Here is a 25,140-nt window from a genome sequence, read left to right as displayed (position 1 = left end):
CAGACCGTTGTTCCAATCGCTGTTGTCCCCAGATTTTATTCATTCTCCTTAGCGGTGAAAATCCGGGGACAAAGGCGACCGCTGCCGCTTTTACACAATCGTTCTGTCCTCTCCGCTGTTTAAGCGGGAATCGTATCTTCAATCTTAAAACAGAGCAGCAATCCTCGCGTTATTGGAGGATCGCTGCTCTGCTGATTTTCGCCTTTTTTTATTAACCGCCCTAGACAGTTACTGCACTTCCTGCCCGTTCAATCATACACATTATCCAGAATCAGCACTTCATCGCTGCCAAACGGGGTTTGGATTGTGACGGTATCGCCGGGACGTGCCAGAATCAGCCCCCTGCCCATCGGAGACCAGAGGGAGATGCAGAATTCATCCAGCTCGGCTTCACCGGGAATTACGATTCTATAGGCATCCTTCAGCGTTTCCTGGCCGATCCGCAGCGATACCCGCGACCCGACCAGAACAGTGGATTGCTCCAGCGCTTCATCCCCGCCGGACAGAATCTGCTCTACCGCCTCCTGATACTTCCTGATCAGGGACTGAATCTCCGCCCGTTCGGCCGGTGACTCCCATGTTCCCCGGTCCAGAATAACAAATTTATGCTCATCGAGATAGACCAGCTGCTGCACCAGCTCCTGGCGCAGGGAAATCGTAACGAGACTATGGCTCATAGTAGATTTCACCCACTTTCTTCATCAGGTCATGCTCGAAAATACGCTTACTCAACCTCATAGCCCTCAGTCCTCCCAAATAATAAAATAGATCCCGCGTGGGGATCTACTCTCTATGATAGCATCTTTCTATGGAAAGACAATGTCATGTATATATGCTGTTGTGATTTACTGCTTGGCTGCAGCTGCTCTGCTGTACATATTGAGATCCTGCAGCTTAATCAGTACCTTGCCGAACCGTCCGCCTTGGCGTATCACTACCTTTTGATCAGAATAAGCAGTATGCAAATAATCCGTGACGACCTTCAGGGTAGCCTCTTTCCCGTCCAAATGATGCATAGGCAGCATCTCTATTACTTCAGCAAGCGCAGCTTCAACGGATAGCTCCTTGCTTTTCGTCTCGCGGGTCACAATCGATTCATAGGAATACCCCTTCAAATACAGCAGCTGCATCAGGTAGGCCATATCCGAAGATTCCGCATGCACTGCCCGGCCCGTGAGCAGAGGCAGCACTTCATTCATGAGGCTATGCTCCTGAACCCCCGCCGATGTGCTGATATAGCAGTATTGCCGGGCACAGCTAATGACCTTCTCCGTGCTCTCCCAGTCAAATACCGCCGGACACATGGACACAAATACAAGATCGAAGGCGTTCAGCCAGCCTTTTGCCGCAATATCAATATCCTCAAACGGTTCGCGCACCAGTTCCACTTGACCAGGGGCGTAGCCTGCGGTGTTGTGCAGAAACAGTTCAGACAGTGGAATGTTAGGCTCTACTGCTGTTACCTTGGCCCCTCTCTCGATAAAAGGTACGGTGAAGCCGCCAGAAGCCGCGCCCACATCCAGGACAGTCAGCCCTTTGAAATCTACTCCCTGGCCCTCCATCCAGCTGATAATCCGCTCACTTCTGTCTCTCCCCGCGCTGCTGAACACCTCTTCATTAAACACCTTCGCCTTATGATCGAAGCTGGTGTGCGGGTTCATTCCCATTGCTTTGAACTTGTTGGCCATTGCCTTGGGATCTTCCTTCCAGGCCTGTTCCCATACTTTTGCATCAAATAATCCGTTAATCATCTCTGATTCATCCTCTCTTATTTTACAGACTTTACAGACTTTGAATATCTACAAAACCCCAAGAAGAAACGGCTTTGCCGTCCTTGAATAAGGACGATACCGTTTCAGACTTAGTGACTCTGCATCATCTTATCGGCAAGCTCCGACATCATCTTATTGCGCAAATACTCCTCCATCTGACCCTCGGCCTTCACCATCTCCTGCTGGATCAGACACTCGCTGGAATGATTAAGCGTGCAGTCAAACAGCGAAGCCGTGCCTTCGATCGCATGAATAATATCGAGGAACGATATTTCTTCCTTCCTGCGTCTCAGGCGGTACCCGCCGTTCGCACCGGATGCCGATTCAACCAGCCCCGCCTTTACCAGCTTCGTAAGGATCTTGGACAAATAAGTAGGCGATACATTCTGCCGCTCGGCAAGCTGCTGCACGCCTACCGGCTTATCAGGGGTGTGCGCTACCAGGAACAGCATCGTATGCAACGCATAGTTCGTTGCCTTTGAGTATTTCATCGTACATGTCTCACCTCAATCACGGACTTTATTGATCTATAATAACCCCTATAAGGAGAGAATGCAAGCGGGTGCTACAAGAGGGCAGCCCTTTTCCATTTCCTTCTATGATCGATGACCAAACAAATGGATACGGCTTTACCGTCCTTTTTTAGGACGGTACCGTTTCAGCGAGAAAGATAAGGACAATTTATGCGCGGAGCATATCAATTTTTAAAAAAACAGAGCCCGTTGTCCCCTAGGAGCTCTGCATAATGTAATGTTATATCGTCCGCAGGGTATACTCAAATCTGTATTCACCGGACCCGAGCGTAATCTTCACAGCCTGCTCCAGCTGCTCTACGGCATGAATGCCGCGGACCTGCTGAAGCTCCTGCCCGTTCTCCAGTACACCCGCCAGCACAGAGTCCGGGAGATGCACAGTAGCCGAGGTATTCGGCGGAACTACGGCCACCAGCTCTATTTTGCCGGAAGCTATCGTCCATTCGGAGCGGATCTTCCCATACATGGATTCCAGCCCGGCAGCAGCCGAAGTCAGTCCGCCTCCCGGATGCGGCTGGATCAGAAACTGCTTATAGCCCGGATACTCTTCCAACTGCTTGATACCGGCGACACAGCGGTACAAAAAATCGCCAATCGCACCATACGCATAATGATTGAAGGAATTCATATCCTTGCTCCAGAAGCTGCTGTCCTCCTTAATTCCGTCCCAATGCTCCCAGATGGTCGTTGCTCCCCTAGTTACCTGATACAGCCAGGAAGGGTAATCGGTCTGCAGCAGCAGCTTGTAGGCAGCATCATAATGGCCCGCCGCGGCCAGTACCAGATTCAGATAAGGTGTGCCGACGAAGCCCGTTGTAAGATGATATTTGCTCTCTTCCAGCAGTTCTATAAGCTTGGCGACTGTACGTTCCTCCGCCTTCCCCTCCACCAGTCCGAACATTAATGCCAGCACACAGGCCGTCTGTGTAGCTACACTTATCCGTCCGGCAGGCGTGATGAATTCCCGGTTAAAAGCTTGTTTGATCCGCGCATGCAGCTGCGAGTAATACTGCACGTCTTCTGTTCGGCCTAGCACTGCCGCCGTCTTGCCCATAAGCTCTACAGAATAGGCATAGAAGGCAGTCGCGATATAATCCCTGTCCGTAGCGCCGATGTAGCTGTCCGGCTTGGCATCCAGGCCCAGCCAGTCTCCGAAATGGAAGCCGGTATTCCACAGGAATTCATCCGTCCCCTGCCGGCGGATATACTCCACCCAGCCCTGCATGCTGCTGTACTGCTGCTCCAGAATCCGCTTGTCGCCATAACACTGATAAATCGTCCACGGACAGATGACAGCCGCATCGCCCCAGGCAGCGGAAGAATGGGAATTCTCATCCAGCACGTGGGGAATTACGAACGGAACACCGCCGTTATCCAGCTGATCGGCAGCCAGATCCTTGAGCCATTTGCTGAAAAAGGGGGCCACATTCATCAGATACGCCGACGTACGGATGAACATCTGCGCATCCCCGGTCCAGCCGAGCCGTTCATCGCGCTGCGGGCAGTCTGTCGGCACATCGACGAAATTGCCTTTTTGCCCCCAGAGAATGTTATGCTGCAGCTGATTCAGCAGCGGATTGGAACAGGTAAAGCTGCCGGTCGGCTCCATATCCGAATGTAAGACAATCCCTGCGAAATCCTGCAGATTGAGGTCCTCCGGGAAGCCTATCAGCTGAACATACCGGAAGCCTTGGAAGGTGAAACGCGGCTGGAAGCTCTCCCGTCCTCCGCCTCTGGCAATATAAGTAACTGTCTGTTTGGCTGCCCGCAGGTTGTCTGTGTACACATTACCTTCCTGATCCAGCACCTCGAAATGCCGCAGCTGAAATTCCTGTCCTGCCTGCCCTTCCATGGAGAACCGCATCCAGCCGACCATATTCTGACCCATATCCAGCACGGTCTCCCCGGCCGGAGTGCGCAGGAGTGCGATGGGTGACAGTTCTTCAATAGCTTTTACGGGAACATTCTCCTGGGCCAGCAGAATATCCTTGGTGTACGGAAGGATCTCCGCAGGCGTCCATAACTGGTCATCGTACTCCGCCCTGCTGAAACCGGTCTGCTCCAGACGGGCATCATAGGTTTCGCCGTGATAGATCTCCGACATCAGCAGCGGTCCGGGCGATACCATCCACTCTTGATCCGTCCGGATGATCTGCTCCACCCCGTCCGCATAGATGAGATGAATCTGCATCAGCAAGGCCGTGCGGTCGCCGAACACATGCTTTTTGTTATCCCAGGCCAGGTTTCCTTTGTACCAGCCGTTCCCCAGCCAGGCGCCAACCGCATTGTCCCCCACTGCCAGCTGCCCTGTGATGTCATAGGTCTGGAACTGCAGGCGGGTGCTGTAGCTGGTCCAGCCGGGGGTCAAATAATCCTCGCCGACTCTTGTACCGTTCAGCTCCACTTCATAGAGACCGAGACTGGTCACATACATTCTGGCCCGGGTGACCTGCCGGTCTACATGGAAGCTCCGCCGCAGCAGCGGAGCCTGCTCTGCCTGGACATCCAGGCAAGCCAGCGGCGCTGTAATCCACTCTGCCTCCCAATCCTCCGGCGAGAACAGGCCCGTCTCCCACCAGGCGGTATCCGACCATTCTGTAGGCCGGTTCTGCTGATCCCATATTCTAATCCGGTAATAATAGCGCTGCTTAGGCTGCAGTTCCAGCTCCTTCAGCTCAATATGAAGGGATTGTCCGGACTCCACTCTGCCCGAATCCCATACCGTGCTTACGAAGTCCTGATCTATTGCTACCTGAAGCTGATACGCTTGCTGCATGACATCCCGCTCATCCGCACTCAGCTGCCAGCTGATTCTTGGATAACGGACATCCAGTCCCAGCGGATTGTCTTTGTACTCCACACGTAATTTCCGGACTTCTATCATGGACTCCACCCCGTCTTTTCTAATAATGACCCTATAAATATGAAACGCTTTCTATTACAATTATAGAATTCCGCAGCATTTAAATGACCTGCATTATGGACATTTCACCGGGGTAAAAAGGACATTTTGTTGTTTGGAGGAGTGAGCTGATGCATTCGGCCAATCATACGCTAAAAGGAGAGTATTTCTTCCAGAACAATCTCCAGTTATATGTGAACCGCGCTACCGAGAACTATGATCTTCCGCTTCACACCCATGATTTCATAGAGCTGACGTTCGTTGCCGAAGGCAAGGGCTTTCATTATATCGGGCAGCAGGCTCAGCAGACCGGCAAGGGTCAGCTGTATTACATTCCCGTCGGAGTCTCCCATGTCTTCCGTCCGTCTTCACCCAGCCCGCTCCGGGAACCGCTCGTAGTCTACAATTGTCTGTTCAAGCCGGAGCTGCTGGACAGCCTTGCCTCCGTTGTTCCGGACCCGCCGATTGCCTCCTATCTGGAGCAGATCCGCAATCATCAGCTGCCCGCATTCTCCGTGACGGACCAGAACGGCTCCATCGAGAGACTGTTTCTGGCGCTTCACCGGGAGGTTCATCTTCCGCAGACCGGCTCGGGCAGCTATTTGCTGACCTTGTTCATTCAACTGCTGATAAGTATCTACCGGCTCGTGCATGACGAGGTCCAGTTTCCGCTGAACAAGCAGACGCAATTCCTGCAGATTCTGAATTATGTCAACCAGGAGTATGTGCAGGAAATCACCCTGAAGCGTCTGTCACGCAGCTTTGACTGGAGTGAACGACATCTTCAGCGGCTGTTCAAGGCGCATACCGGGCAGACCTTCCACCATTACCTGCAGAATGTCCGGATTCAGCAAAGCTGTCTGCTGCTGGTCCAGCAGCCCAAGGCGCATGTTCAGCTCATTGCGGAGCAGGTCGGCTACCGTGACCCGAAGACCTTCAATCTGATGTTCAAGCGGATTATCGGCACCACTCCGGGGAGCTACCGGCAGGCGTCCGGCAAGAAACATTTGGAGGGCCCGGAGCCGGGAGGAACAACTTTAACGCAGAATGATTGATGTTATTTGTAAATAGTGTTAGGCTATCAACGGTAATCTCAACATCTGTGCTCTTCAATACATCCTAAAATAGTCACAAATTTAGTTAGAAAGAAAGGTAACACTATGATAAAAGTAGAACACTTATCCTTCTCATTCCCGCAAAAAGAACTATATAAAGATATTTCCTTTACGCTTGAAGCCGCACAGCATTGTGCTTTCATTGGAACAAGCGGCAGCGGCAAAAGTACACTGACCGATATTCTGATGGACCCGGAAAGATATCTGTTTGAGGGCAGGTTAGAGATAGATCCTACTTGCAGCATCGGGTATGTAAGCCAGTTCTCCCAACCGGAAAAAACTAAAGATACAACCGTTTTTGAATATATCGGCGAAGAATTTATTAAGGTACAGACTGAAATAAATTCTATTTTGGCTGAAATGGAAACCTCCTCGGATATGGATTCGCTGCTGGAAAGGTATCAGTTGGCGCTAGACGCCTTCGATGCTATGGACGGGAATGATTACGAAAGCAATATTAATAAGAAGCTAAATCTGGCAAACCTCATGAAGCTAAAGGATGTCAGGGTATCTGACCTGAGCGGCGGGGAATTCAAGCTCATTCAAGTAATGAAGGAAATGCTCAGCCGTCCGGACTTCATGATAATGGACGAGCCCGATGTATTTTTAGATTTTGACAACCTAAATTCGCTTAAGAATCTTATTAATGCCCACAAAGGCATACTGCTGGTGGTTACGCACAACCGCTATCTGCTCAATCATTGCTTCAACAAAATCCTGCACCTTGAAAACAAGGAGATCCAGGAGTTTGACGGGCGGTATATGGATTACAACTTCTCCTTGCTGCAAACCAAAATTGAGCTGCAGGAGCTCGCCATCGCTGAAGAGGAAGAAATTGCGAGAAACGAGAGCATCGTCAATAACCTTAGAGCAATCGCAACTTATAATTCTGAGGCCTCCAGAGGGAGAGCGCTAAAAGCCAGAGTTAAATTTCAGGAAAGACTGGAAGCGCGCAGAATTAAAGCTCCATTCGTAGAGATTAAGCAGCCGGATATCCGTTTCGGGTTCGATCAAGAACTGGAAGACACAACTGTTATAAATGTTAATAACTATAGCGTTTCCTTTGATGAGCTGCTGTTAGAAAATATTAACTTTGAGATCAAATCTACGGATAAAGTAGCCCTTATCGGTGCAAACGGCACCGGGAAAACGACATTACTCCGGGAGATTTATAGGAATAATCATGATGCAATTGAAGTAAATCCGGATGCTAAAGTGACTTATTTATCTCAGCTTCAAGGTGAAATGCTGAAGGATTCTAATACCATCCTGGAGGAATTCATCGATGCCGGGTTCGCAACGTATGATGAGATTAGATCGCATCTTTCAAGCTACGGCTTTGAAGGGGAAATCCTTGAGCAAAGAATAGAATCCTTATCCGGCGGCGAAAAAAACATGCTTCAGTTAGCTAAAGTTTCGGCCAGTAAAGCGAACGTACTGCTGCTTGATGAACCGACAAGCCATTTGGACACCTATACACAAATCGCACTGGAGAACGCTATCCAGAACTATAAAGGTGCGATTCTCATGATTTCGCATGATTTCTATTCGGTGGTAAACGGGATGGATTATGTTCTGATCATTGACGGCAAGACGATTAGAAAGATGACGATCAAGAAATTCAAAAAGATGATTTATGCCCGGCATTTCGATAAAGACTATCTGGAACTGGAACAAAATAAAAAAGCTGTTGAAACGAAAATCGAGTTGGCTTTGAAAGCTGCTAATTTCGAACTTGCACAAGGTTTGATGGATGAGCTGGAGGAGCTGATTAAACAGCTGTAAATGATAACTAAATAGGATTCACCTGTCAGAAAAAAACGACAAAAGAAGCCTTATATTTAGGGTTTCTTTTGCTGTTTTATGGAAAATATTTATTAAGATTCTCTGGTGTGATGCCGTTCCATAACCAAAATTGATCCCCTTGCGATACAAGTAATCGATCGAGCCATAGTTCAAAGCTTAAATTAAGCGGCTCACCATTATCACGAGCTGAGGTATAGATTGACTGGTCAAACAGATAGTCTTTTCTGCCTTGCTTTACATAATCGCTATTTACACATATTAAAGTCTCACTGAATTTTGCTATAACGTATACGTGCTCAGGGGTTGGAAACTTTTCCAATGCATCTAGAATTTCATCCACTCCAAAAATATGCCAATGAGGTGCCGATTCTTCAACATCCTTATATAATTCCATTCCGTTATGAAGAGACAAAAAGAACTTATAATCCTCAGGCAGCTTTAACTCCGTCTCCGCTTCAAAATCCTCGATTTCTTTCAATAAGACGGGCTTAGAAAATGAAAATCTACATGTAAGCTGAAATCCTAAATTTCTTTGTATAGAAAAATTTTTGTTATTGTAAATTACCTTCTTTAAAGCCTCTAAGGATGCGGTTATTAATTTTGACATTTGCCCTCCTCCTCATAAAAAAACCACCAATTGATTTGTAAAACCCATCATATCTAGGGTATTCGCTTAGTATTTAAACAATCCTGCGCTTAATGAAAGTACCCGCAATCTAATACTTTTGTCCTTTGAACATCAGGGGATCGCCTCTTTTCGGTTTGATTTGGTCCGGCTTACCATTATTCGGCAGGGCGGCTTTTCTCCCGCAAAAAAGCAAAAAATCCCCGGAGTCCGGGGATCTTTCGGTCAATCAATGCATAATTAACGCTCACATCAGGCAAAGACAACATGCAGCGTATGAATCTCATACGGTTTGAAATCAAGGCGGATGGCCGGTCCGTCCACCGCTTCAGTCTCCAGCGGACGCTCCATCAGATCGCGCAGCTGCCAGGAGACGGCGGAGTAATCGCTGCCGATATTCGCCGTGCTGCGTGTTCCCGTATACTCATGCAGTCTGACGATACATCCGCTGCCATCCTCGGCCAGCTTAACGGCATCGACGGCAATGTTCGGCACATCACAGGTGATCAGCGACTTGCCGTTACCGGCGGCATAACCCCCTTCTGCAGCGAGGAGCGGATTATTCAGCGCCCAGGCTTCCTGCACGGTGCCTGCCGCAGCCCAATCCCCTTTATGCGGAAGCAAGGCATACGTGAAGCGGTGCTCGCCCTGGTCAGCCAGCCGGTCCGGGCTGGTTGCCGATTTGATCAGCGACAGCCTCATCGTGTGATCTTTAATGTCGTATCCGTATTTGCAGTCGTTCAGCAGACTGACGCCATAGCCCCGCTCCGACAAGTCCGCCCACTGGTGGCCGACGCTCTCGAACCGCGCATAATCCCAGCTCGTATTCCAGTGGGTCGGCCGCTTCACATTCCCGAACTGGATATCATAGGTAGCTTCCGTCGCGCGAACCGCAACCGGGAAAGCTGCCTTCATCAGCTGATGCTGTTCATGCCAGTCCACCAGGGTCTCGAAATCAATCCGTGCACTTCCGGCATATACCCTAACCTTCTGAGTGATCGAGGAATCCATGTACTTCCAGGTGAACTCAAGCACCGCCTGCAGCGGGCCGCATTCGGTCAGCTCTACAGAGCGCAGATCGCTCACCACCCGCATTTTCTCCTGGTAATACAGATCGATATCCCAGGCATCATACATCTTCGGCTTATCCTCGAATACCTGCAGCAGGTTGCCGCATTCGCCCGGTGCCAGCACCTCACGGGCTTCTCTGCGGTCGAAGATCCGGCTCAGCTGTCCGGCTGCATTCCACTCCAGAATGTAATAAGGGGTAGTTAGCGTAGAATCCTGCCAGGTAAAAGGAACGGAGGGTTCCGTATTCTCTCCGGAAGCGGCGGGTTGTGCAGCGCGGATCACTGCACTGCCCATCGCCGGAACGGTTTCTACCTCAACCAGCCATTGGCCGCCGGAGCGCTGGGCGGACAGCGGGTTGCCGGCGGCATCACTCCAGACGGCATTCTCTGCGCTGTGTGGGACGGCTGCCAGACGAGGACCTCCAAAGAGGGAGCTGTTGAACAGCGTGTACTCCATGTGTGAATCGGTAGACGCCGGGTCATCCTCACCCGCTGATGCAGCATCAGGGCTGTTAAGGTTGATGAGTCCCGCAGCCGCAGCATTAAGCGCAGCCCGGCCCAGTTGCTCTGCTTCGGCATATTCCAGCCGTGAATCCTGGTAGACCTCATGGATCGAGGAGCCAGGGATAATATCATGGAACTGGTTGCGCAGAATAATCTGCCAGCCTTCCAGGAGCGACTCTGCAGGATATTGTGCATATCCGCCTGTCTCCGCAGCAAGGAGTATCTGCAGCCACTCCGCCTCGCGGTACAGCAGCTCCAGCTTGCGGTTCATTCTTTTGTTATAAGCCTGGCTGGTGTATGTCCCGCGGTGAAACTCCAGATACAACTCCCCGTCCCAGGTATGCACATATTGATCGGTGCCCTCTATAGTTTCATGCAGCCGCTCGAAATAGTCATCCGCCCGGCCCGGCTTCACTTGCGGCAGCCCCGGCATGGTATCCAGCCTCCGGCGCATCTCCAGCATCTCGCGGTTCACACCGCCGCCGCCATCTCCATACCCGTAGGAGAGCAGCAGCTCACGGTTCAGGTTCTTGTCGCGGTACTGGTCCCAGATTCCCTGCACAGAGAAAGGCTCGATAAGGCCGTTATACGTATAGTACCAGGCGCTGGAATCAGGAGCTTCGGGTGTGGTGATGAAGTGGGTCAGTACCTCGCTGCCGTCAATCCCTCTCCAGTGGAACGTATCATGCGGCATGCGGTTGTATTGGCTCCAGCTGATCTTGGTCGTCATAAAGGTTTCAATGCCCGACTTGCGCAGAATCTGCGGCAGCGCCCAGCTGTAGCCGAACACATCCGGCAGCCATAGGTACTTGCAGTCTACGCCAAATTCCTCGCGGAAGAATTTTGTCCCGTACAGAATCTGGCGCACCAGCGACTCGCCACTGGTCAGATTGCAGTCCGCTTCCAGCCACATTGCACCTCCGGCTTCCCAGCGCCCTTCCTCCACCCGCTGCTTAATTTCGCTATAAATCTCCGGATAATCCTGCTTGATGTAGGCATAGAGCTGCGGCTGGGTCTGCAGGAAGATGTACTCAGGGAACTCCTTCATCAGCCGGAGCACCGTAGAGAAGGAGCGGGCCGCTTTCTCCCGCGTATGGGTAAGCCGCCATAACCAGGCCACATCAATGTGGGTATGGCCGATTGCGGTTACCGTAACCGGATGCTGCTGTTCCAGCAAGACCAGGGCCTCAAGCAGGCTCTTCTCGGCCTCCTGGACTGAAGCATAGAAATCCGCGCTGCCGGGCCTTGACCAGTCCAGCTTGTTAAACGAGCGGTTCAATGCCATCAGCAGCTCATGCTTCTCGATCTGGCTGTCGGCAAGCTGCTTGAATGTACCCAGTGCCGCCCGGCCTGTATAATAGAGATTGTCGGCCGCTTCATCCAGATATGCCAGCTCAGCCTGCTTGATCCGGTGTTCCTGAGCAATCAGCTGGCCGTCTCCGTTCAGGCCTGACCATAAGCGGAAGGTGAAGTCCAGCTCCCTGCCAGCGGCATCCTCAAGAAACACCTCCTGGTGATTGGAATCCACGCCCTGATACGGCTTGCCATCCAGAAACAGCAGGGATTCGAAGCCGCTGTTGTTCCCTCCGCCTGTCCGGCCGAAATCGAATATACCTACAATACGTTTCCCCTGCCAAGCTGCGGGTACGGTTATTTTGCGGTGCAGCCACAAATACACATCACTGCCGGTCCAGTAATCCCCTATACGAAGCTTCTTGTCTCCTTCCGGGGCGGATGGATAGACACCATTGTCACCCTCCTGATCCTCTGTAACCAGCCATTCATCAAGCGTAATAACCTCACGGTACCGGTAACCCTCCAGCTCCTTCAACCGCAGTGCAAGCTTCTCTTCAGTCCAAAACATTCCCATTCCGATTTTCCTCCCTTTTGTATAACACGTGTTATAAAATGGGCAGAAAGACGGTCCATCCGTGTAAGGATGGTACCGTTCCCTGCTAATTAGGATAAGCTGCCACTACAAAGTGAATCGCTGCTTAAGGCATATTGCCTGTTAGCTCAGCCGGCTCAGACTATGTGCAAGCTAAAGCTACATCGTCCCCCAGCAGAAGCTGTTCAGGCTGTGCCGGCAGCAAGTGCAACACCCTAAATGGCTTAGCCTCCCCTTCATACCAAGCGCGGTTACGCGCTTTCTCCTGCCCTTAATACTGCTGGAAGCCAGATTTTGTCCGCCTGTACTGCTTCGTTCCTGCCGTTCATCTGCGTAAGTAAGCAGCGTACCGCCTCTTCCCCCATACTCACATAAGGGATTTCTACGCAGCTTAGAGACGGCAGGCTAAGACGGTGACCCTGAATCGTATTATCTGCCGCCATGATCCGCACATCTTCACCGATACGCAGGCCAAGCTTGTGAGCCGCCCTGTACAGATCGGGAATTGCGCTTGACCAGTTGACCAGCAGCGGCACATGCTGCGGCCCGCTATCCGCCAGCCTCTGCAGGCACGCTGTCCAGTCGCCATGGTGTTCCTCCAGCCGGATCACGATTGGCTCCATCCCATGTGCGCTGCACCAGCCGGTATAGGCATCGCGGCGGTTCCGCTCCGCCCAGTTATCCGCGCTATGCTCATGGTATACCTCGGCATAGACCGGGCCGGGCTGCTGCGGTGTACCCTCCCGCAGCAAATAATTCAGCGCCGTCTCCACACTGCCCGAATAATCGGCCAGCACGGAAAACACTCCAGGCACTTCTGCGTACCCTTCCACAGAAACATAGGGGATTCCGGCATTCCCTATGCGGGAAGCCCACTCCTCATCGTGGTAGCTGGTATGATCCAGCGTCACAATCCCGTCGATCTTCCGCCGGTGATATAGCTCCAGCAGCTCGGTCCTGCCGTTGGCGTTCCCCTTATGGCGCGGAGAGCAGAGCAGAATATGATACCCGCTGAGCTCACACTCCCGCTGCATGCCTTCCAGTAGCCGGGTGAACAGCGGATGACGCGTATCACCGAAAGCGGCAAGCGTCATGCTTCTTCCCGTCTTCATGCTGCGCGCTCCGGCGTCCACATGGTAATTCAGCTCGCGGATGGCTTCCAGCACGGCTTCGCGCGTCTCCGCTCCAACCCCGATGCCGGGAGTATCATTCAGCACCGCAGATACCACACTGCGGGACACGCCTGCCCGCTTGGCTACGTCAAAGCTGGTCACTCTTTTTTTGCCCATATATCAGCACCTCACCGAGAGTATAACACGTGTTATCAAAAGTTGTATAGCGCTTTCTTTCATTTTTATGCCTGCTGACTTTTCGCCTTATGCATTGCGCAGATGAATTTGTGCTAGCTTTCGGAACGAATCGGACTTCTGCCTAAAGCAGAGGAGCTTTCGGGCTTTAACTGTATTTAGTGCAATTAAAACAGCAAGATTTTGTCAGACGAGTACTATAGTTGCACACTCTCTCTCTGCAGTTATATTTAAAGTTATTCCTTAGAGCATCACCATTTGCCGGTTTTAGTTGTACAGAATACAGTTAGCGGAATAAAACCGGCTTTTCCCGGCTTTTAATTGTACGAAATACAGTTATTTGCTCGCTGCATACAATTATCTGCTATCCGCGTTCCATAACCACACTTCACTTAATTCGGTACCGGCTGAAAATCTACTCCCCCTGATGGAGACATCCAGGAAGCCCTGTAATCATAATTGTTGTATGTTTTACAACTTTGATTCACGGATAGCTCGGTGTTCGGGAGGATTGTTGTATAAAATACAAGAATAATCCGGCTAAGCCGTCTGAAACAGGAAAAATGTTGCATTTGATACAACAATATTGGATTTGAATCGATATTAGGCGGAAAATGTTGTATTTTGTGCAGGATTTCACAAATAGTCACCCGCTACCTGCCACGGAAAGCGGATGAATGAGGAAATTCCTGAGGTAACAAAGGTAACAAAGTATTATTGCATACAAAAAGGCCCGTAAACTGCGGAAACGCAATTCACGAGCCTTATCACATTAGCTGAATGATCCTGTTAGCGCAGACGGGCATGCTTGTCTGCATTCCCATACTGTACCTTTACTGTACCTTCGCTGTACCTTCGCTGTACCTTCGCTGTACCTCTACTTTTCCTGCACTCTAACTATATTCTATTCTTACATTACCTCTACCCTACCATTTACTCTACTTTTACTGCACCCTCGCCGTTCCTTCTCTGCATCCATACTGTACCTTCATGTTGTACCTTTACAGCACCTTTGCACTACCGCAAATCCAGCCACTCCAGGGATGCCGCACCCGATGCAGCGCTGACTGTCAGCTCATGTGCTCCAGCTTCCAGCGGCTGACCACTCTGAATCCGCACCGTCTGCCAGTCCTGCCCGGAGTCCGAGGCATTACCGTGAATCCGGCCGATCTCCTGACCATCCAGCTTCACCATCAGCTCACTGTCCGAGCCGCTCATCAGGACCCGCAGCTCCAGAGCCAGCAAGCCCTCCAAGTCCCCCAGCTTCAGCAGCTCCATATCCCCAGCCGCAACCGCAACCGTAAATTCATACGCTGCCCAGTCCCCCTCCGCCAGATCCACACACAGCCTCTCCTCAGGCAGCCAGGCCTGGCCGCGGCCGTGCTGGAAATTGGGTACCGTCCGGTCTCCCTCCACGAAGCGGAAGTTCATTCCGTCCTCCTCCCGGAAGCCCGTGCCTACCGCAGCCTGTCTGCCGGAAGCTCTCCCGAAGCTGAGACCGCTCCCCTTGTAGCCATAAAATATAGCAGGAATCCTCACCGGCAGCCGCCGGAACAGCGAGTGGACCACCTCTGAATGGTACACACAGTTGTCCAGGCTCAGATTGAGCAAATATTCGTCCAGAATCTCTTGAGCCTCCACACGCTCCGGCTTCGCACCTCCCTCCAGATAGCGGACCAGCTTAGGCCAGCCCTCAGGAGGAACGATGGAGCAGGGGGAGTTATCCGTGTCGAGCTTCTTCCAGGTCCAGAAGTTCCAGGAGATGCCGTGATCCTCAAACAACTGGAAAGCGCCGGCATACCAGTCCTTATTATTCTCCCCGCCCTCCCCCATGAACAGCGGCACATTCAGCCGCTCTCTTACGTCGAGATACTTCTGAATGCTCTCCGTATCCGGGTTGTTCCAGTACTTGTGAAACTGCAGCATTACATTATCATCCGGCAACTTATTATCAGGCAATCCCTCGAAGATCGACCAGTCCGTCGCCCAGTGCACGCCCTCCAGAATAATCATATGCAGGGCATCGACCTCCCGGATAGCCGCAATAATCTCGCTGTACAGCGGCATCACCTGGTCATTGTATTGCGAGAACCAGTCCGGCAGCGGCTCGTTCAGCAAATCATAACCCGCTACGATCCACTCGTCCTTATACCGCTGCGCAAGCATCCGCCAGATGGCGATGGTCAGCTGCTTGTTACGCTCATCTGTGAACAGCTCCGGCAGATCCCGCGCGGAGTCGTCGATATTCGTTCCGGTCTGGCCTCCGGGTGCTCCATGCAGATCCAGAATGGCGTAGATTCTGTGCTCCCTGCACCAGCCAATGATCTGATCCAGCCGCACCAGATGCTCCTCATGCCAGCCGGACACTCCCTCTTCTTCCCGCAGGATATAGCGGGCGTTAATCGGAATCCGGATCGAGTTGAAGCCTTCTGCGGCAATCCGCGCAATATCCGTTTCGGCCACATAGCGGTCATAATAGGTCTCCCAGAACGCCTCCGCCCCGTCAGCACCAATTAGCGCTGTAATCATCGCTTCGATCCGGCGCGGACGGTCTCCCTGTTCCGGGAAACGCCACATGTACCCTTCAGGCAGCAGCCAGCTGCCAAGCCCCACACCCCTCAGCAGCAGCTCGCGCCCTTCCCCGTTTCTTAAGCGGTGCCCGTCTGCATAGAGAAACCCGCTTACTTCATGATGGTCCGGGTGAATCATTTGTTTTTCCTCCCTTTACCCTTTGACGGCGCCTTCGGCAATGCCATTCAGAATGTATTTTTGCAGCAGCAGATATAGAATCACAACGGGCAGCATCGTCAGCACCAGCGAAGACAGAATCGCCGACCAGTCATTATTGCCATATTGCCCGAACAGCATATTGGTGGACAGCAGCAGCGTATATTGATCGGCATCCGTGAGCATGAGCAGCGGCAGCAGAAAGTCATTCCACATCCACAGCAGGTTGAGAATCGCCACAGTTGTCGTAATCGGTAGCAGAAGCGGAAAAATAATCGTAGTGAACAGCCTGACCTCCCCGCAGCCGTCGATTACCGCAGCCTCATCCAGATCCCGGGGGACCGATTTGACGAATCCGTGATACAGGAAGATGGCCATCGACACACCCAGCCCGATATAGATTAGGCCGAGGCCGACCGTGGTGCCCTGCACCGCCAGCTTCATGGAGATCCGGTTCAGCGAGATCATAATCGAATGAAACGGAATCAGCATCGACAGGACGAACAGGTTGAACAGGAACGTGCTCAGTCTGCCGGGTGTTCTGGACAGCTTATAGCCGGCCATGGACGAGAATAGAATAATACCGACGAGACCAGTAGCCGCGACTACCACCGTATTGCCGAGACTGCGCAGGAAATTGGTTTTCTCAAAAGCATCACTATAGTTGCCGAATTCCAGCTTACTCGGAATGGCCAGAATATTATTCATCATGTCCCCTTCCGTCTTCAGAGAGTTGAGCACCCCCATGTAGATTGGAAAGAGCGTAATTACGGCACCTGCCAGCAGGAAAAGAAAGACGATAAACGAAGACAATCTGCGCCGCCCCGCAATACCGGACTTCAATGTTGAATTCAACCGGACGGTACTCATGCCTCCACCTCTCTTCGTTTCATAATGCTCAGCTGTATCAGCGTGATCACCAGGACCACCAGGAACAGGATCATCGCCTTGGCACTGGCGTAGCCGTAGCGGCCGCTCATCTTGAACGCTTCCTCAAAAATATTCAGCGCGAGCACCTGGGTCGCTCTTCCCGGTCCACCCCCGGTGAGCGCGAACACGGCGTCAAAAGCCTTGAACGAGCTGTTCAGCGTCACGAAGATACCGATCGTTACAGCCGGATAGACCATAGGCAGTGTAATGCTGCGGAAGGTCTGCCAGCTATTCGCGCCGTCAATGGCAGCCGCTTCCTTGAGCGCATCCGGCACCCCTTGCAGCGCCGCAATATAGATCACCATCAGGTAACCTACGCCGCCCCACAAGGAGACAATGACAATCGCCAGAAAAGAATATTTCGGGTCGCCGATCCACGACTGGTCCAGAAAAGCCAGGCCCGCATGCTCAGCGATATAAGGCAGTGCTTTGGTGAAAATAAACAGCCACATGAATCCGCCGATAATCATGCTGATCATGTTCGGCATGAAGAAGATCGTCCGGAACCAGGCCTTGCTGCTGCGGCGGGATTCGATCAGCACAGCCAGCAGCACCGCCAGCACATTCTGCAGCACGACCATAAAAACTACAAATTTCAGGGTAAACCAGACTGAATCGATGAAAAAAGCATCATCCGTCAGCGCTTCGATGTAATTGGCGAATCCCACCAGATGGTAGGCGGGATTCAATCCGTTCCAGTCCGTGAAGCTGTACCATGCCCCGCCGAAGGCGGGAGCAAGCATGAATACGGCGTAGAACAGCAGGGCGGGAAACACGAAGGCCAGCAGAATGAGCGACTGTTTGCTTTTACTGCTTCCACTCATCTCTATCACTCCTATGCTGTTTCTGGGTTTCCTTAGTTACCTGCTTTTACCGCATTGGCCCAGGTCTTGTCGAGCGTCTTAATGAATTCCTCCTGAGTTACACCCTTGGTGTAATAGCTCTGCAGCAGCTTGGCCGTCTCATCGGTTACGCCGTTCGGGAGCGACAGATCCAGATAAGCCTTGCCTTCGGAGACATAAGAGCTGGCCTCGGTCACCCACGGATAGGTATTGTAGGTGTGCTGCTTCGCCACCGGATTAAATTTCAGCTCCTCGAACAGCGCCGAAGAATCCTGGTCATCCAGCACATAATTCACCAGATCCAGCGCCACAGCCTTGTTCTTGCTGTTAGGGGATACCGCCAGAGATGTCGAGGTCGCCAGATTAATCTGTGTAGCCGCGGGATCGTTACTGACTGGCAGCGGAGCCACACCAAATTCCATATCAGGATTGGCTTTGAGGATGGATTCCGCCTGCCACGGTCCCTGCACCCACATTGCCGCTTTGCCGTTCGCAAAATCCGTGGACCCTGCCGCACTGCCCACCTCAAACGGTTTATCCGTGCCGTTAGCCATAATCAGATCAATAATGTTGAAGACATCCTTCACATCGGCATAGGAGGCTTCGCCTTTGTTCATCTTCTCCACCCAGTCCGGATGCTCGGAGGATACGATGCCTCCAAGAGACAGCGCCATCATCAGCTGCGGAATCCACGATTCCTGGAAGCTCAGCTCGAACGGCTTAATCCCGGCTGCATTCAGCTTGTCAATCGCTGCCTGCATGTCATCCAGTGTCTGCGGCGGCTGAATGCCGAGCTCGCTGAAGATTTGCTTGTTGTACAGATATCCCCAGGACAGGCTCTCCAGCGGCAAAGCTACAACTTTATCATCATAGGTAACGGTCTGCCGGACACTGTCATACAGCTTCGGTACGAAGTCCTGATCCGACAGATCGCTCAGATAGCCGGCCTTGTAATACCGGGGCACATCCGCAATCGCATGGAGGGTGAATACATCCGGCGCATCATTTGAGGCCATCCGGGTCTCCAGAATCTGCTTGGCCTGATCCGGGTTCGGCATCTCCAGCTTGACGGTGACATCAATATTTTTCTCCGCCAGCTCCTTGGCCTTGAATTGCTCGAAATATTTATCGAATTGATCCTTAAAACGCGGGAAGCTCATGAATACCTTCAGCTCCACTTTTTGGGCCGGGCCTTCAGTCGCTGCTGCTGCCGCACTTTCTGACGGCTTGCTGCTTGCGCTCTCCCTTGGCGTATTTCCATTTGAACCGGAGCTGCACCCCGATACAATCCCCAGAACAAGCATCAGTGCCATTGCTGTATTAAGCGCTTTCTTCATTTCTGTTACCCCCTTCTGTTATGTCTGCCTCTTTAGTCTAGGGGATATAAGGGGCAGCGTCTTTTAAGGATATTAACATCGGGAGTTGCATTATATTGATACGCTTTCATTTTTATTTATCATCCGCAAAATTCACTTCTCGCTCCGCAGCTCTCCGGGGGTAATGCCGTAGTGCTTCTTGAAGACACGGTAAAAGTATGCCAGATCCTCGTACCCGCAGAGTCCAGCAGCATCTTTGATCGGCATGTCACGCCCTGCGATCAGCTCTCTGGCCCGCTCCATTCTCAGCCGGGTAATCCGGTCGAGTACCGTGTCTCCCGTTGCGGCCTTGAAAGCGCGGCTGAGATGCTCCTTCGTCACCAGGAAATGTACGGCGATGCCCTCCAGCGACACCTGCTCCAGGTAATGATTCCGGATATAATCCTCAACCTCCGCCAGATCAAGCTTAACGCGGTTCTTGCGCTGCTCCAGAAGCGTGTTGATCAGCTCTGTGAAGTGATCCCCAAGCCCCGTTACCATGGTCTGAACTGACGGCCATGGCTTATCGGGCCTATCGGACGTATCCGGCGTATCCGCCGCCGTGACACCCCCGTTTGTCTTCGCAGCTTCACCGGCTAGCAGCAGCAGATCACGGGCAGTCCGCTCGATCATTGCTTCCAGCTGATGCTGCGGCACCGAGCGTTCCAGCTCCCGTCCCAGCTTCTCCAGCTCTTCTCTTGCCGCCGGCTTGTTCAGCGCGAGCAGCTGATCATAGATCCGCTGGCGGTAGGCGAGATAACGCTCCATCAGCGGCTGATCCATGAGCATCAGCGGTGATCCGGTTAAGCGCTGCCGTTCCCGCTCCTTCGCGCACTCCGAGAGCACGTTATTCAGCTCTGCCCGGTCCACCGGCTTCAGCAGATATTCAACCGCCTTCGAGCGGATCGCCTGCTTCAGGTAGACGAAGTCATCATATCCGCTCATCACAATAATCTGCACCTCCGGGTACTGATGCTTCAGTCTTTCCAGCAGCTCGACCCCGTCCAGTCCGGGCATCCGCATATCGGTAATTACTAGCCCCGGATGAAGCTTCTCCACCAGCTCAAGTCCTTCGATTCCGTCCTCCGCTTCGCCGATCACCTGCATTCCGTGTTCTTCCCAGGCGCCGAGCGACTTCACGACCTGTCTGGACCAGGGCTCATCGTCAATAATCAGAACCTTCAGCATTCCGCTCTCCCCCCTCTGCGGCCGCAGGCCACTGGATCACAACCAGTGTTCCCGCCCCGGCCTTGCTGTATATACGCATTCCATACTTCTCTCCAAATTGCAGCACCAGCCGTGAATGGACGTTGTGCAGGCCGATGCCCTTTCTCCGCCGGGGCTCTCCCGCTCCGGGATCGGCCAGCATCGTGACATTCCCCCGGAGTGCCGCACGGATCTCCTCGAGCCGCTCCGGCGTCATGCCTACGCCTTCGTCCTTAACCATGAATACAGTGCGGCTGCCAACGGTCCGGATCCGGATCAGCAGCCTCCATTGCCCGCGCTGTGGCTGCAAGCCATGCTCAAAAGCGTTCTCCACCAGCGGCTGCAGCGTGAAGCGCGGCAGCAGGCTGGCCCGGGAGAACTCATCCGCCTCAGTCACCACTGTACAACGCCCCAGGAAGCGGTTCTCCTGAATGAACACATAGTTGCGCACATGCTTAAGCTCTTCCTCCAGCTTCACCAGCCCGCCTTCATTGCTGATCGAATAACGCAGCAGGTCGCCAATCACCCGGGTGATGTTATAAATATCATCAGCATTCCTCGACAAAGCCATCCCCCCGATCAGCTGGAGCGTATTGTTCAGGAAATGCGGATTGATCTGGGCCTGAAGAGCGAGCAGCTGGGCATTCTTGACCTCAATCTCCTGGCGGTATTCCACCTCAATCAGCTCCCGTATCCGTTCCATCATCGAGTTGTAGCCGCGCTCCAGCAGCCCGATCTCATCACGGCTCTGCACCGAGTGCTGTTCGAAGTTGCTGACATGCGCCTTGCGCATCGACACCGCCAGACTGACAATCGGGCGGGTAATCCGCAGCGAGAACAGGATAGACAGCAGAATGGAGGCAATCATGAACAAGCCTCCGGTCAGAAAACCGGCAGCAATCGTAGGCCGTGCGCTCTTGGCGACAGTGGACAAGGGAATGGCTTTCACGACCGTAAGCTGGCCATCGGCCACTTTTTTCATGAAGAAGAAATAGCCGTCCTCCTGCCGGAATTCAAGTTCATGCTCAGAGACGGCAAGATTCTGCAGCCGCCTGCCGATATCACCGGAGCTCTCGGAAATGCTCGAGCCGGAGAGCAGCTCGCCCTCATCATTCAGCAGGAAGACCGAGCTCTCGTCCTCGGACTGGAGTATATGGCTGACCTCCTCCCATACCTCCCGATTGATCCGCACGCCTATGCCTCCGAGCAGCCGGTGATCCTCGAACCGGTTAATGCCGTGGTAGGCATAGATGCCGGTGCCGTTCTGCTTGAAATACATATTGACCGGCCCGTAGGGCAGCCGGCTCCAGGGGCCCTCACCGATATCCAGCGGGGAAACGCTTCCACTATTCACGAAGTCAACGGAGATGGCTTTTAATTGGTCATGCATGTACAGTGTCAGCTCGTCTACCTTCCGGGAGTTCGTATAGAACTGCGAGGTTATGGCTTCGCGGATATTGTTCAGCGAACGGTACTGGACACTAATGTCCGGGCTGTCCGTACCCGTTAACCCCGCCATAAGCTGAGGGTTAATCTGCAGGGTGTAGAACAGGGTATCCAGCTGCTCAATCAGCTCATCCAGATACTGGTCCGCCCACTGCATCCGGGAGTTATTCGCATTGATCATTTCCTTCTCCACGGATTGCCGCGTATTGTACGTGGCAATGGTGGTAACAGTGAGCACCGGCAATGTGGTCAGGCAAATCATGATGACCAGGAGCCGGACCCGGAGACTTGTCCGCTTCATCATAGGCTGATTCCTTTCTGCGAAGCTGGATTGCTTTTACCGTCAAAATATAGCATGCCGGATCAGGCCAGACAATACGGTGCTGAGAATATTGCTGGCCGGGGAGTGGATATAGCGGCGGATTCAACTGCCACTTGTTAAATGACAATGATGTCATTATAATATTAATGACAAGCGTGTCATTATTTGAGAGGGGGAAGTGAGATGTCACCCAGAATATCCGACCAGCAAAAAGAACAGCGGAGGATGCAGATCCTCGGTGCCGCCAAAGTGGTGTTCACCGCCAAGGGCTATGAAGCAGCTACGTTCACAGATATCCTGGAGGAAACAGGGATGAGCCGGGGCTGGATCTATTTGTATTTCCAGACCAAGGAGGAAATATTTGAAGCGCTGCTCGATCAGCAGGATAGTGAATATGAGGCCTATACAGCAGCCCTGTTATCGGCACACCCTGGGGTGTGGGAAGTCATCCGGCAGATGTACGCCGATCAGCAGGCAGAGCTGCTGCGCATGCCGGGCGGAAGTTTCCTTCCGGCCTTCTATGAGTATTTCCTGGGCGGCTCCAGGGATGAACGGCGGCGAAGCCTGCTGCTGAAGCGGTACGAGACCGGAATTGCCCGGTTTGAGGCACTGCTGCACTCAGGCGTGGAGCGGGGGGAATTCAGCCCGCTTATGCCGCTTGCGCAGCTGGCGAGAATTACAGCCTCTTACCAGGAAGGAATCATGACCCACACTCTTGCCGTAGGCCCGGAGCTCGCTCACACGGAATTCCAGATTAACGCGCTGCTTAATTATCTGGAGCAATTACTGAAGCCCGGGCGCCGCCCGGCTGAAGAATAGGAGGCCCCGCCACATGTCCGCACTCTTCCGCAATCCCGTCTTTACCAGGCTGTTCCTGGCCGCCTTCGCTTCACAGCTCGGGACAGTTGTCGGGAACATGGCCTTTGCCTATTACCTTGTGGACCATTTCAGCACGCGTCCGGCACTGGCGGCAACGGCTGAACTGATGTATTCCTTGCCCACCCTTGCCGTGTTCTGGCTTGTCGGAGTCATCGCCGACCTGCTCGACCGCAAGAAGATTGCCGCTTACAGCGACTGGATCCGGGCCGGATTAACGCTGCTGCTCCTGGTATGCGTACATGGTCAATTGCTTACCTTATGCTTCCTGGTGTTGTTCCTGCGCAGCGCCATTGCGAAGTTCTTCGGCCCCGCCGAGATGGGCCTGCTGCAGGGCAGCATCGGGCAGGCGCAATATGTTCAGGCAGCGGGCCTGAACCAGATGATTATGGGGCTGTTTATGCTGTTCGGCATGAGCCTTGGCGCGGCAGCTTACCGCTTTCTCGGGATTGAAGGTGCTATCCTTATCGACGGGGCGAGCTTCCTCATCTCCGGACTCCTGATCCTAAGCTGCCGGTTCACAGCTGAAGTGCGGATGCCCAGCGGACACTACGCACTGCGGGATATCCGGTTTCCGCAGCTGCTTAAAGATTTCCGTGAAGGGCTGCGTTATATCCTCGGGCACAAGCTGCTCCTTACACTCATCTCCGGTTTCCTGTTCTTCGGCATCGTCAACGGCGTATTTGCCGTCCTGCCTATTTTTGCAATGAAATACAAGCTCAGCCCGGATAACTATATGCTTCACGCCTCGCTGATCACCCTCTGCCTGGGCACCGGCTTCCTGATCGGCAGCCTCGCCGGCTCCGCGCTGATCCACCGGTTCACACGCCCCCGGGTGCTGATCTTCGGACTGCTGTTATCCAGCCTGCTGATTGTTGCCCTGGGCTCGGCGGACACCCTCTGGATCTATCTCCCGCTCGTTCTGATCGAAGGCATCTGCATTGCGCCGGTGAATATCGCGCTGGGCAGCTGGCTGCCGGAGCTGGTCATCCCGCAGAACATGGGGCGGGTGAATGCAATGATTGAGCCGGTGATGATGCTCGGCCATTCCCTGGCGCTTGGTTTTGTCGCTATTGCGTTTCCGGCTGTCGTGTCGATCACTTGGCTTCACTACATTCTGGGCCTATGCACCCTGCTGGTCAGCGTGTATTACGGATTCGCCCTGCCTCCGCTCGTCCGCAGGCTGGCCCTGCCTAACGGGAATTCTTCAGCCGCTGAAAGAGCTGGCTAAGGCCGTACCAGATAACTGTTTATTCGATCGAATGCACAGCAAAAAGGATGCCCCAAGCCCATGATCCATTACATTCGGCTTTAGGGACATCCTGTCTCAATTTTTCCTGCTTCTTCATGCTTTTTCACAGCTGCCTCTGTTTATTTTTGCAGCTCCAGATCCTTTTGCTTCAGCAGATCAGCGTATTCCGCTTTGTACTGCTCCAGCTTCAGCTTCAAATCGGCGCTGTCCGGACTCGATTTCAGCAGGCTGCTGGTGGCCAGGATATTATTGACCGCCGTATCAATTTTAGCGTCGATAACTTCGATTCTGCTCTTGGTCACGCTCAAGGCGGGATCAGGCGTAACAATCGGCACAGGACCAAGAATGGCATTCTTATCGCTTGAGGAAGAAGCGCCTCCCTCTGTCTTTTCATCCAGACTGATCGTTTTACCTTCTACGGAAACCTTGAATCCGGCTAATTCTCCGATTGCACGGACGGGTGCATAGCTTTTGCCGTCAATTACGATGGCCGGATCGGCCAGCTTCTTGCCATACACCTTCACGGTATACTCCGCCTGAATTGCCTTTCCTACCAGTGTTGCCGAAGCGCCCAGCGCCTGCGCACCCACCATCAGTATCGCCCCGGCAATGAATCCGGCAGCAATCTTTTTCATAAGAAATTCACTCCCCGTCAAAGACTA

General features: G+C 52.8%; 18 protein-coding genes. 4 read left to right on the top strand and 14 right to left on the bottom strand.

All coding sequences use genetic code 11. From position 1 onward, the window contains the following. Window positions 1–248: 248 nt before the first annotated feature. From MKX70_RS16100 to MKX70_RS16085, 4 genes are all read right to left on the bottom strand, one after another. The gene (locus MKX70_RS16100) at window positions 249–677 is read right to left on the bottom strand and encodes a GreA/GreB family elongation factor (protein WP_042238035.1); all 429 of its coding nucleotides are present in this window, start codon (window positions 675–677) and stop codon (window positions 249–251) included. 168 nt (window positions 678–845) lie between these two features. After that, entirely contained in the window at window positions 846–1,751 is a 906-nt protein-coding gene (locus MKX70_RS16095) for a class I SAM-dependent methyltransferase (protein WP_042238037.1), read from the bottom strand. A 110-nt stretch (window positions 1,752–1,861) separates the two neighbouring features. Next, window positions 1,862–2,263: an RrF2 family transcriptional regulator gene (locus MKX70_RS16090; protein ID WP_042238039.1), complete on the bottom strand. Its 402-nt coding sequence runs from the start codon at window positions 2,261–2,263 to the stop codon at window positions 1,862–1,864. 262 nt (window positions 2,264–2,525) lie between these two features. Next, entirely contained in the window at window positions 2,526–5,189 is a 2,664-nt protein-coding gene (locus MKX70_RS16085) for a glycoside hydrolase family 78 protein (RefSeq protein WP_340840339.1), read from the bottom strand. Between the two features lie 149 nt (window positions 5,190–5,338). Here MKX70_RS16085 and MKX70_RS16080 point away from each other — a divergent pair, with 149 nt between their 5' ends. Together MKX70_RS16080 and MKX70_RS16075 are read left to right on the top strand one after the other, a co-directional pair. Then, window positions 5,339–6,262, top strand: coding sequence for a helix-turn-helix transcriptional regulator (locus MKX70_RS16080; RefSeq protein WP_340840338.1), 924 nt, complete (start codon window positions 5,339–5,341; stop codon window positions 6,260–6,262). 105 nt (window positions 6,263–6,367) lie between these two features. Further along, window positions 6,368–8,107 carry an ABC-F family ATP-binding cassette domain-containing protein gene (locus tag MKX70_RS16075; RefSeq protein WP_340840337.1) on the top strand — a complete coding sequence of 580 codons (1,740 nt, stop codon included), beginning with the start codon at window positions 6,368–6,370 and terminating at the stop codon, window positions 8,105–8,107. 76 nt (window positions 8,108–8,183) lie between these two features. Here MKX70_RS16075 and MKX70_RS16070 read toward each other — a convergent pair whose 3' ends face one another. From MKX70_RS16070 to MKX70_RS16030, 9 genes are all read right to left on the bottom strand, one after another. After that, on the bottom strand, window positions 8,184–8,735 hold the full coding sequence (locus MKX70_RS16070) for an SMI1/KNR4 family protein (protein WP_042138830.1): 552 nt from the start codon (window positions 8,733–8,735) through the stop codon (window positions 8,184–8,186). A 270-nt stretch (window positions 8,736–9,005) separates the two neighbouring features. Further along, window positions 9,006–12,191 (bottom strand): alpha-mannosidase, encoded by a 3,186-nt coding sequence (locus MKX70_RS16065; protein ID WP_340841670.1) that lies wholly within the window; start codon window positions 12,189–12,191, stop codon window positions 9,006–9,008. A gap of 275 nt (window positions 12,192–12,466) precedes the next feature. After that, window positions 12,467–13,504: a LacI family DNA-binding transcriptional regulator gene (locus MKX70_RS16060; RefSeq protein WP_340840336.1), complete on the bottom strand. Its 1,038-nt coding sequence runs from the start codon at window positions 13,502–13,504 to the stop codon at window positions 12,467–12,469. A gap of 1,035 nt (window positions 13,505–14,539) precedes the next feature. Further along, complete coding sequence (locus MKX70_RS16055) at window positions 14,540–16,231, bottom strand: cellulase family glycosylhydrolase (RefSeq protein ID WP_340784230.1); 1,692 nt, start codon at window positions 16,229–16,231, stop codon at window positions 14,540–14,542. Between the two features lie 15 nt (window positions 16,232–16,246). After that, a complete protein-coding gene (locus MKX70_RS16050; protein WP_340784227.1) occupies window positions 16,247–17,119 on the bottom strand; it encodes a carbohydrate ABC transporter permease in 873 nt (290 codons plus the stop codon). After that, on the bottom strand, window positions 17,116–18,003 hold the full coding sequence (locus MKX70_RS16045; protein WP_340784220.1) for a carbohydrate ABC transporter permease: 888 nt from the start codon (window positions 18,001–18,003) through the stop codon (window positions 17,116–17,118). Before MKX70_RS16045 ends, MKX70_RS16050 begins: the two co-directional genes overlap by 4 nt. A gap of 32 nt (window positions 18,004–18,035) precedes the next feature. Continuing rightward, on the bottom strand, window positions 18,036–19,358 hold the full coding sequence (locus MKX70_RS16040) for an ABC transporter substrate-binding protein (RefSeq protein ID WP_340784218.1): 1,323 nt from the start codon (window positions 19,356–19,358) through the stop codon (window positions 18,036–18,038). Between the two features lie 132 nt (window positions 19,359–19,490). Further along, entirely contained in the window at window positions 19,491–20,564 is a 1,074-nt protein-coding gene (locus tag MKX70_RS16035; RefSeq protein WP_340784215.1) for a response regulator transcription factor, read from the bottom strand. Next, entirely contained in the window at window positions 20,542–22,332 is a 1,791-nt protein-coding gene (locus MKX70_RS16030; RefSeq protein WP_052416616.1) for a sensor histidine kinase, read from the bottom strand. Before MKX70_RS16030 ends, MKX70_RS16035 begins: the two co-directional genes overlap by 23 nt. A gap of 201 nt (window positions 22,333–22,533) precedes the next feature. On the opposite strand from MKX70_RS16030, the gene MKX70_RS16025 reads away from it, so the two are divergent. Next, entirely contained in the window at window positions 22,534–23,169 is a 636-nt protein-coding gene (locus MKX70_RS16025; protein WP_052416619.1) for a TetR family transcriptional regulator, read from the top strand. A 13-nt stretch (window positions 23,170–23,182) separates the two neighbouring features. After that, window positions 23,183–24,457, top strand: a complete 1,275-nt coding sequence (locus MKX70_RS16020) for an MFS transporter (RefSeq protein ID WP_340840335.1) — start codon at window positions 23,183–23,185, stop codon at window positions 24,455–24,457. Window positions 24,458–24,597: 140 nt separating this feature from the next. Here the strand turns inward: MKX70_RS16020 and MKX70_RS16015 are convergent, their stop codons facing one another. After that, on the bottom strand, window positions 24,598–25,113 hold the full coding sequence (locus MKX70_RS16015; RefSeq protein ID WP_042238060.1) for a hypothetical protein: 516 nt from the start codon (window positions 25,111–25,113) through the stop codon (window positions 24,598–24,600). Window positions 25,114–25,140 lie beyond the last annotated feature (27 nt).

It is taken from the genome of Paenibacillus sp. FSL R7-0312 (genome assembly GCF_038004445.1).
GTDB lineage: Bacteria > Bacillota > Bacilli > Paenibacillales > Paenibacillaceae > Paenibacillus_AQ.
Note: the sequence above shows the minus strand (reverse complement) of the source record. Positions and strands in the feature narration are given on the sequence as shown.

Excerpts from the sequence above, each read along its gene's own strand:
- MKX70_RS16025 (WP_052416619.1), top strand. The coding sequence starts at position 22,534 with ATGTCACCCAGAATATCCGACCAGCAAAAAGAACAGCGGAGGATGCAG.
- MKX70_RS16040 (WP_340784218.1), bottom strand. The coding sequence starts at position 19,358 with ATGAAGAAAGCGCTTAATACAGCAATGGCACTGATGCTTGTTCTGGGG.
- MKX70_RS16015 (WP_042238060.1), bottom strand. The coding sequence starts at position 25,113 with ATGAAAAAGATTGCTGCCGGATTCATTGCCGGGGCGATACTGATGGTG.
- MKX70_RS16055 (WP_340784230.1), bottom strand. The coding sequence starts at position 16,231 with ATGATTCACCCGGACCATCATGAAGTAAGCGGGTTTCTCTATGCAGAC.
- MKX70_RS16050 (WP_340784227.1), bottom strand. The coding sequence starts at position 17,119 with ATGAGTACCGTCCGGTTGAATTCAACATTGAAGTCCGGTATTGCGGGG.
- MKX70_RS16090 (WP_042238039.1), bottom strand. The coding sequence starts at position 2,263 with ATGAAATACTCAAAGGCAACGAACTATGCGTTGCATACGATGCTGTTC.
- MKX70_RS16075 (WP_340840337.1), top strand. The coding sequence starts at position 6,368 with ATGATAAAAGTAGAACACTTATCCTTCTCATTCCCGCAAAAAGAACTA.
- MKX70_RS16070 (WP_042138830.1), bottom strand. The coding sequence starts at position 8,735 with ATGTCAAAATTAATAACCGCATCCTTAGAGGCTTTAAAGAAGGTAATT.
- MKX70_RS16085 (WP_340840339.1), bottom strand. The coding sequence starts at position 5,189 with ATGATAGAAGTCCGGAAATTACGTGTGGAGTACAAAGACAATCCGCTG.
- MKX70_RS16035 (WP_340784215.1), bottom strand. The coding sequence starts at position 20,564 with ATGCTGAAGGTTCTGATTATTGACGATGAGCCCTGGTCCAGACAGGTC.
- MKX70_RS16065 (WP_340841670.1), bottom strand. The coding sequence starts at position 12,191 with ATGTTTTGGACTGAAGAGAAGCTTGCACTGCGGTTGAAGGAGCTGGAG.
- MKX70_RS16030 (WP_052416616.1), bottom strand. The coding sequence starts at position 22,332 with ATGATGAAGCGGACAAGTCTCCGGGTCCGGCTCCTGGTCATCATGATT.
- MKX70_RS16100 (WP_042238035.1), bottom strand. The coding sequence starts at position 677 with ATGAGCCATAGTCTCGTTACGATTTCCCTGCGCCAGGAGCTGGTGCAG.
- MKX70_RS16060 (WP_340840336.1), bottom strand. The coding sequence starts at position 13,504 with ATGGGCAAAAAAAGAGTGACCAGCTTTGACGTAGCCAAGCGGGCAGGC.
- MKX70_RS16045 (WP_340784220.1), bottom strand. The coding sequence starts at position 18,003 with ATGAGTGGAAGCAGTAAAAGCAAACAGTCGCTCATTCTGCTGGCCTTC.
- MKX70_RS16020 (WP_340840335.1), top strand. The coding sequence starts at position 23,183 with ATGTCCGCACTCTTCCGCAATCCCGTCTTTACCAGGCTGTTCCTGGCC.
- MKX70_RS16095 (WP_042238037.1), bottom strand. The coding sequence starts at position 1,751 with ATGATTAACGGATTATTTGATGCAAAAGTATGGGAACAGGCCTGGAAG.
- MKX70_RS16080 (WP_340840338.1), top strand. The coding sequence starts at position 5,339 with ATGCATTCGGCCAATCATACGCTAAAAGGAGAGTATTTCTTCCAGAAC.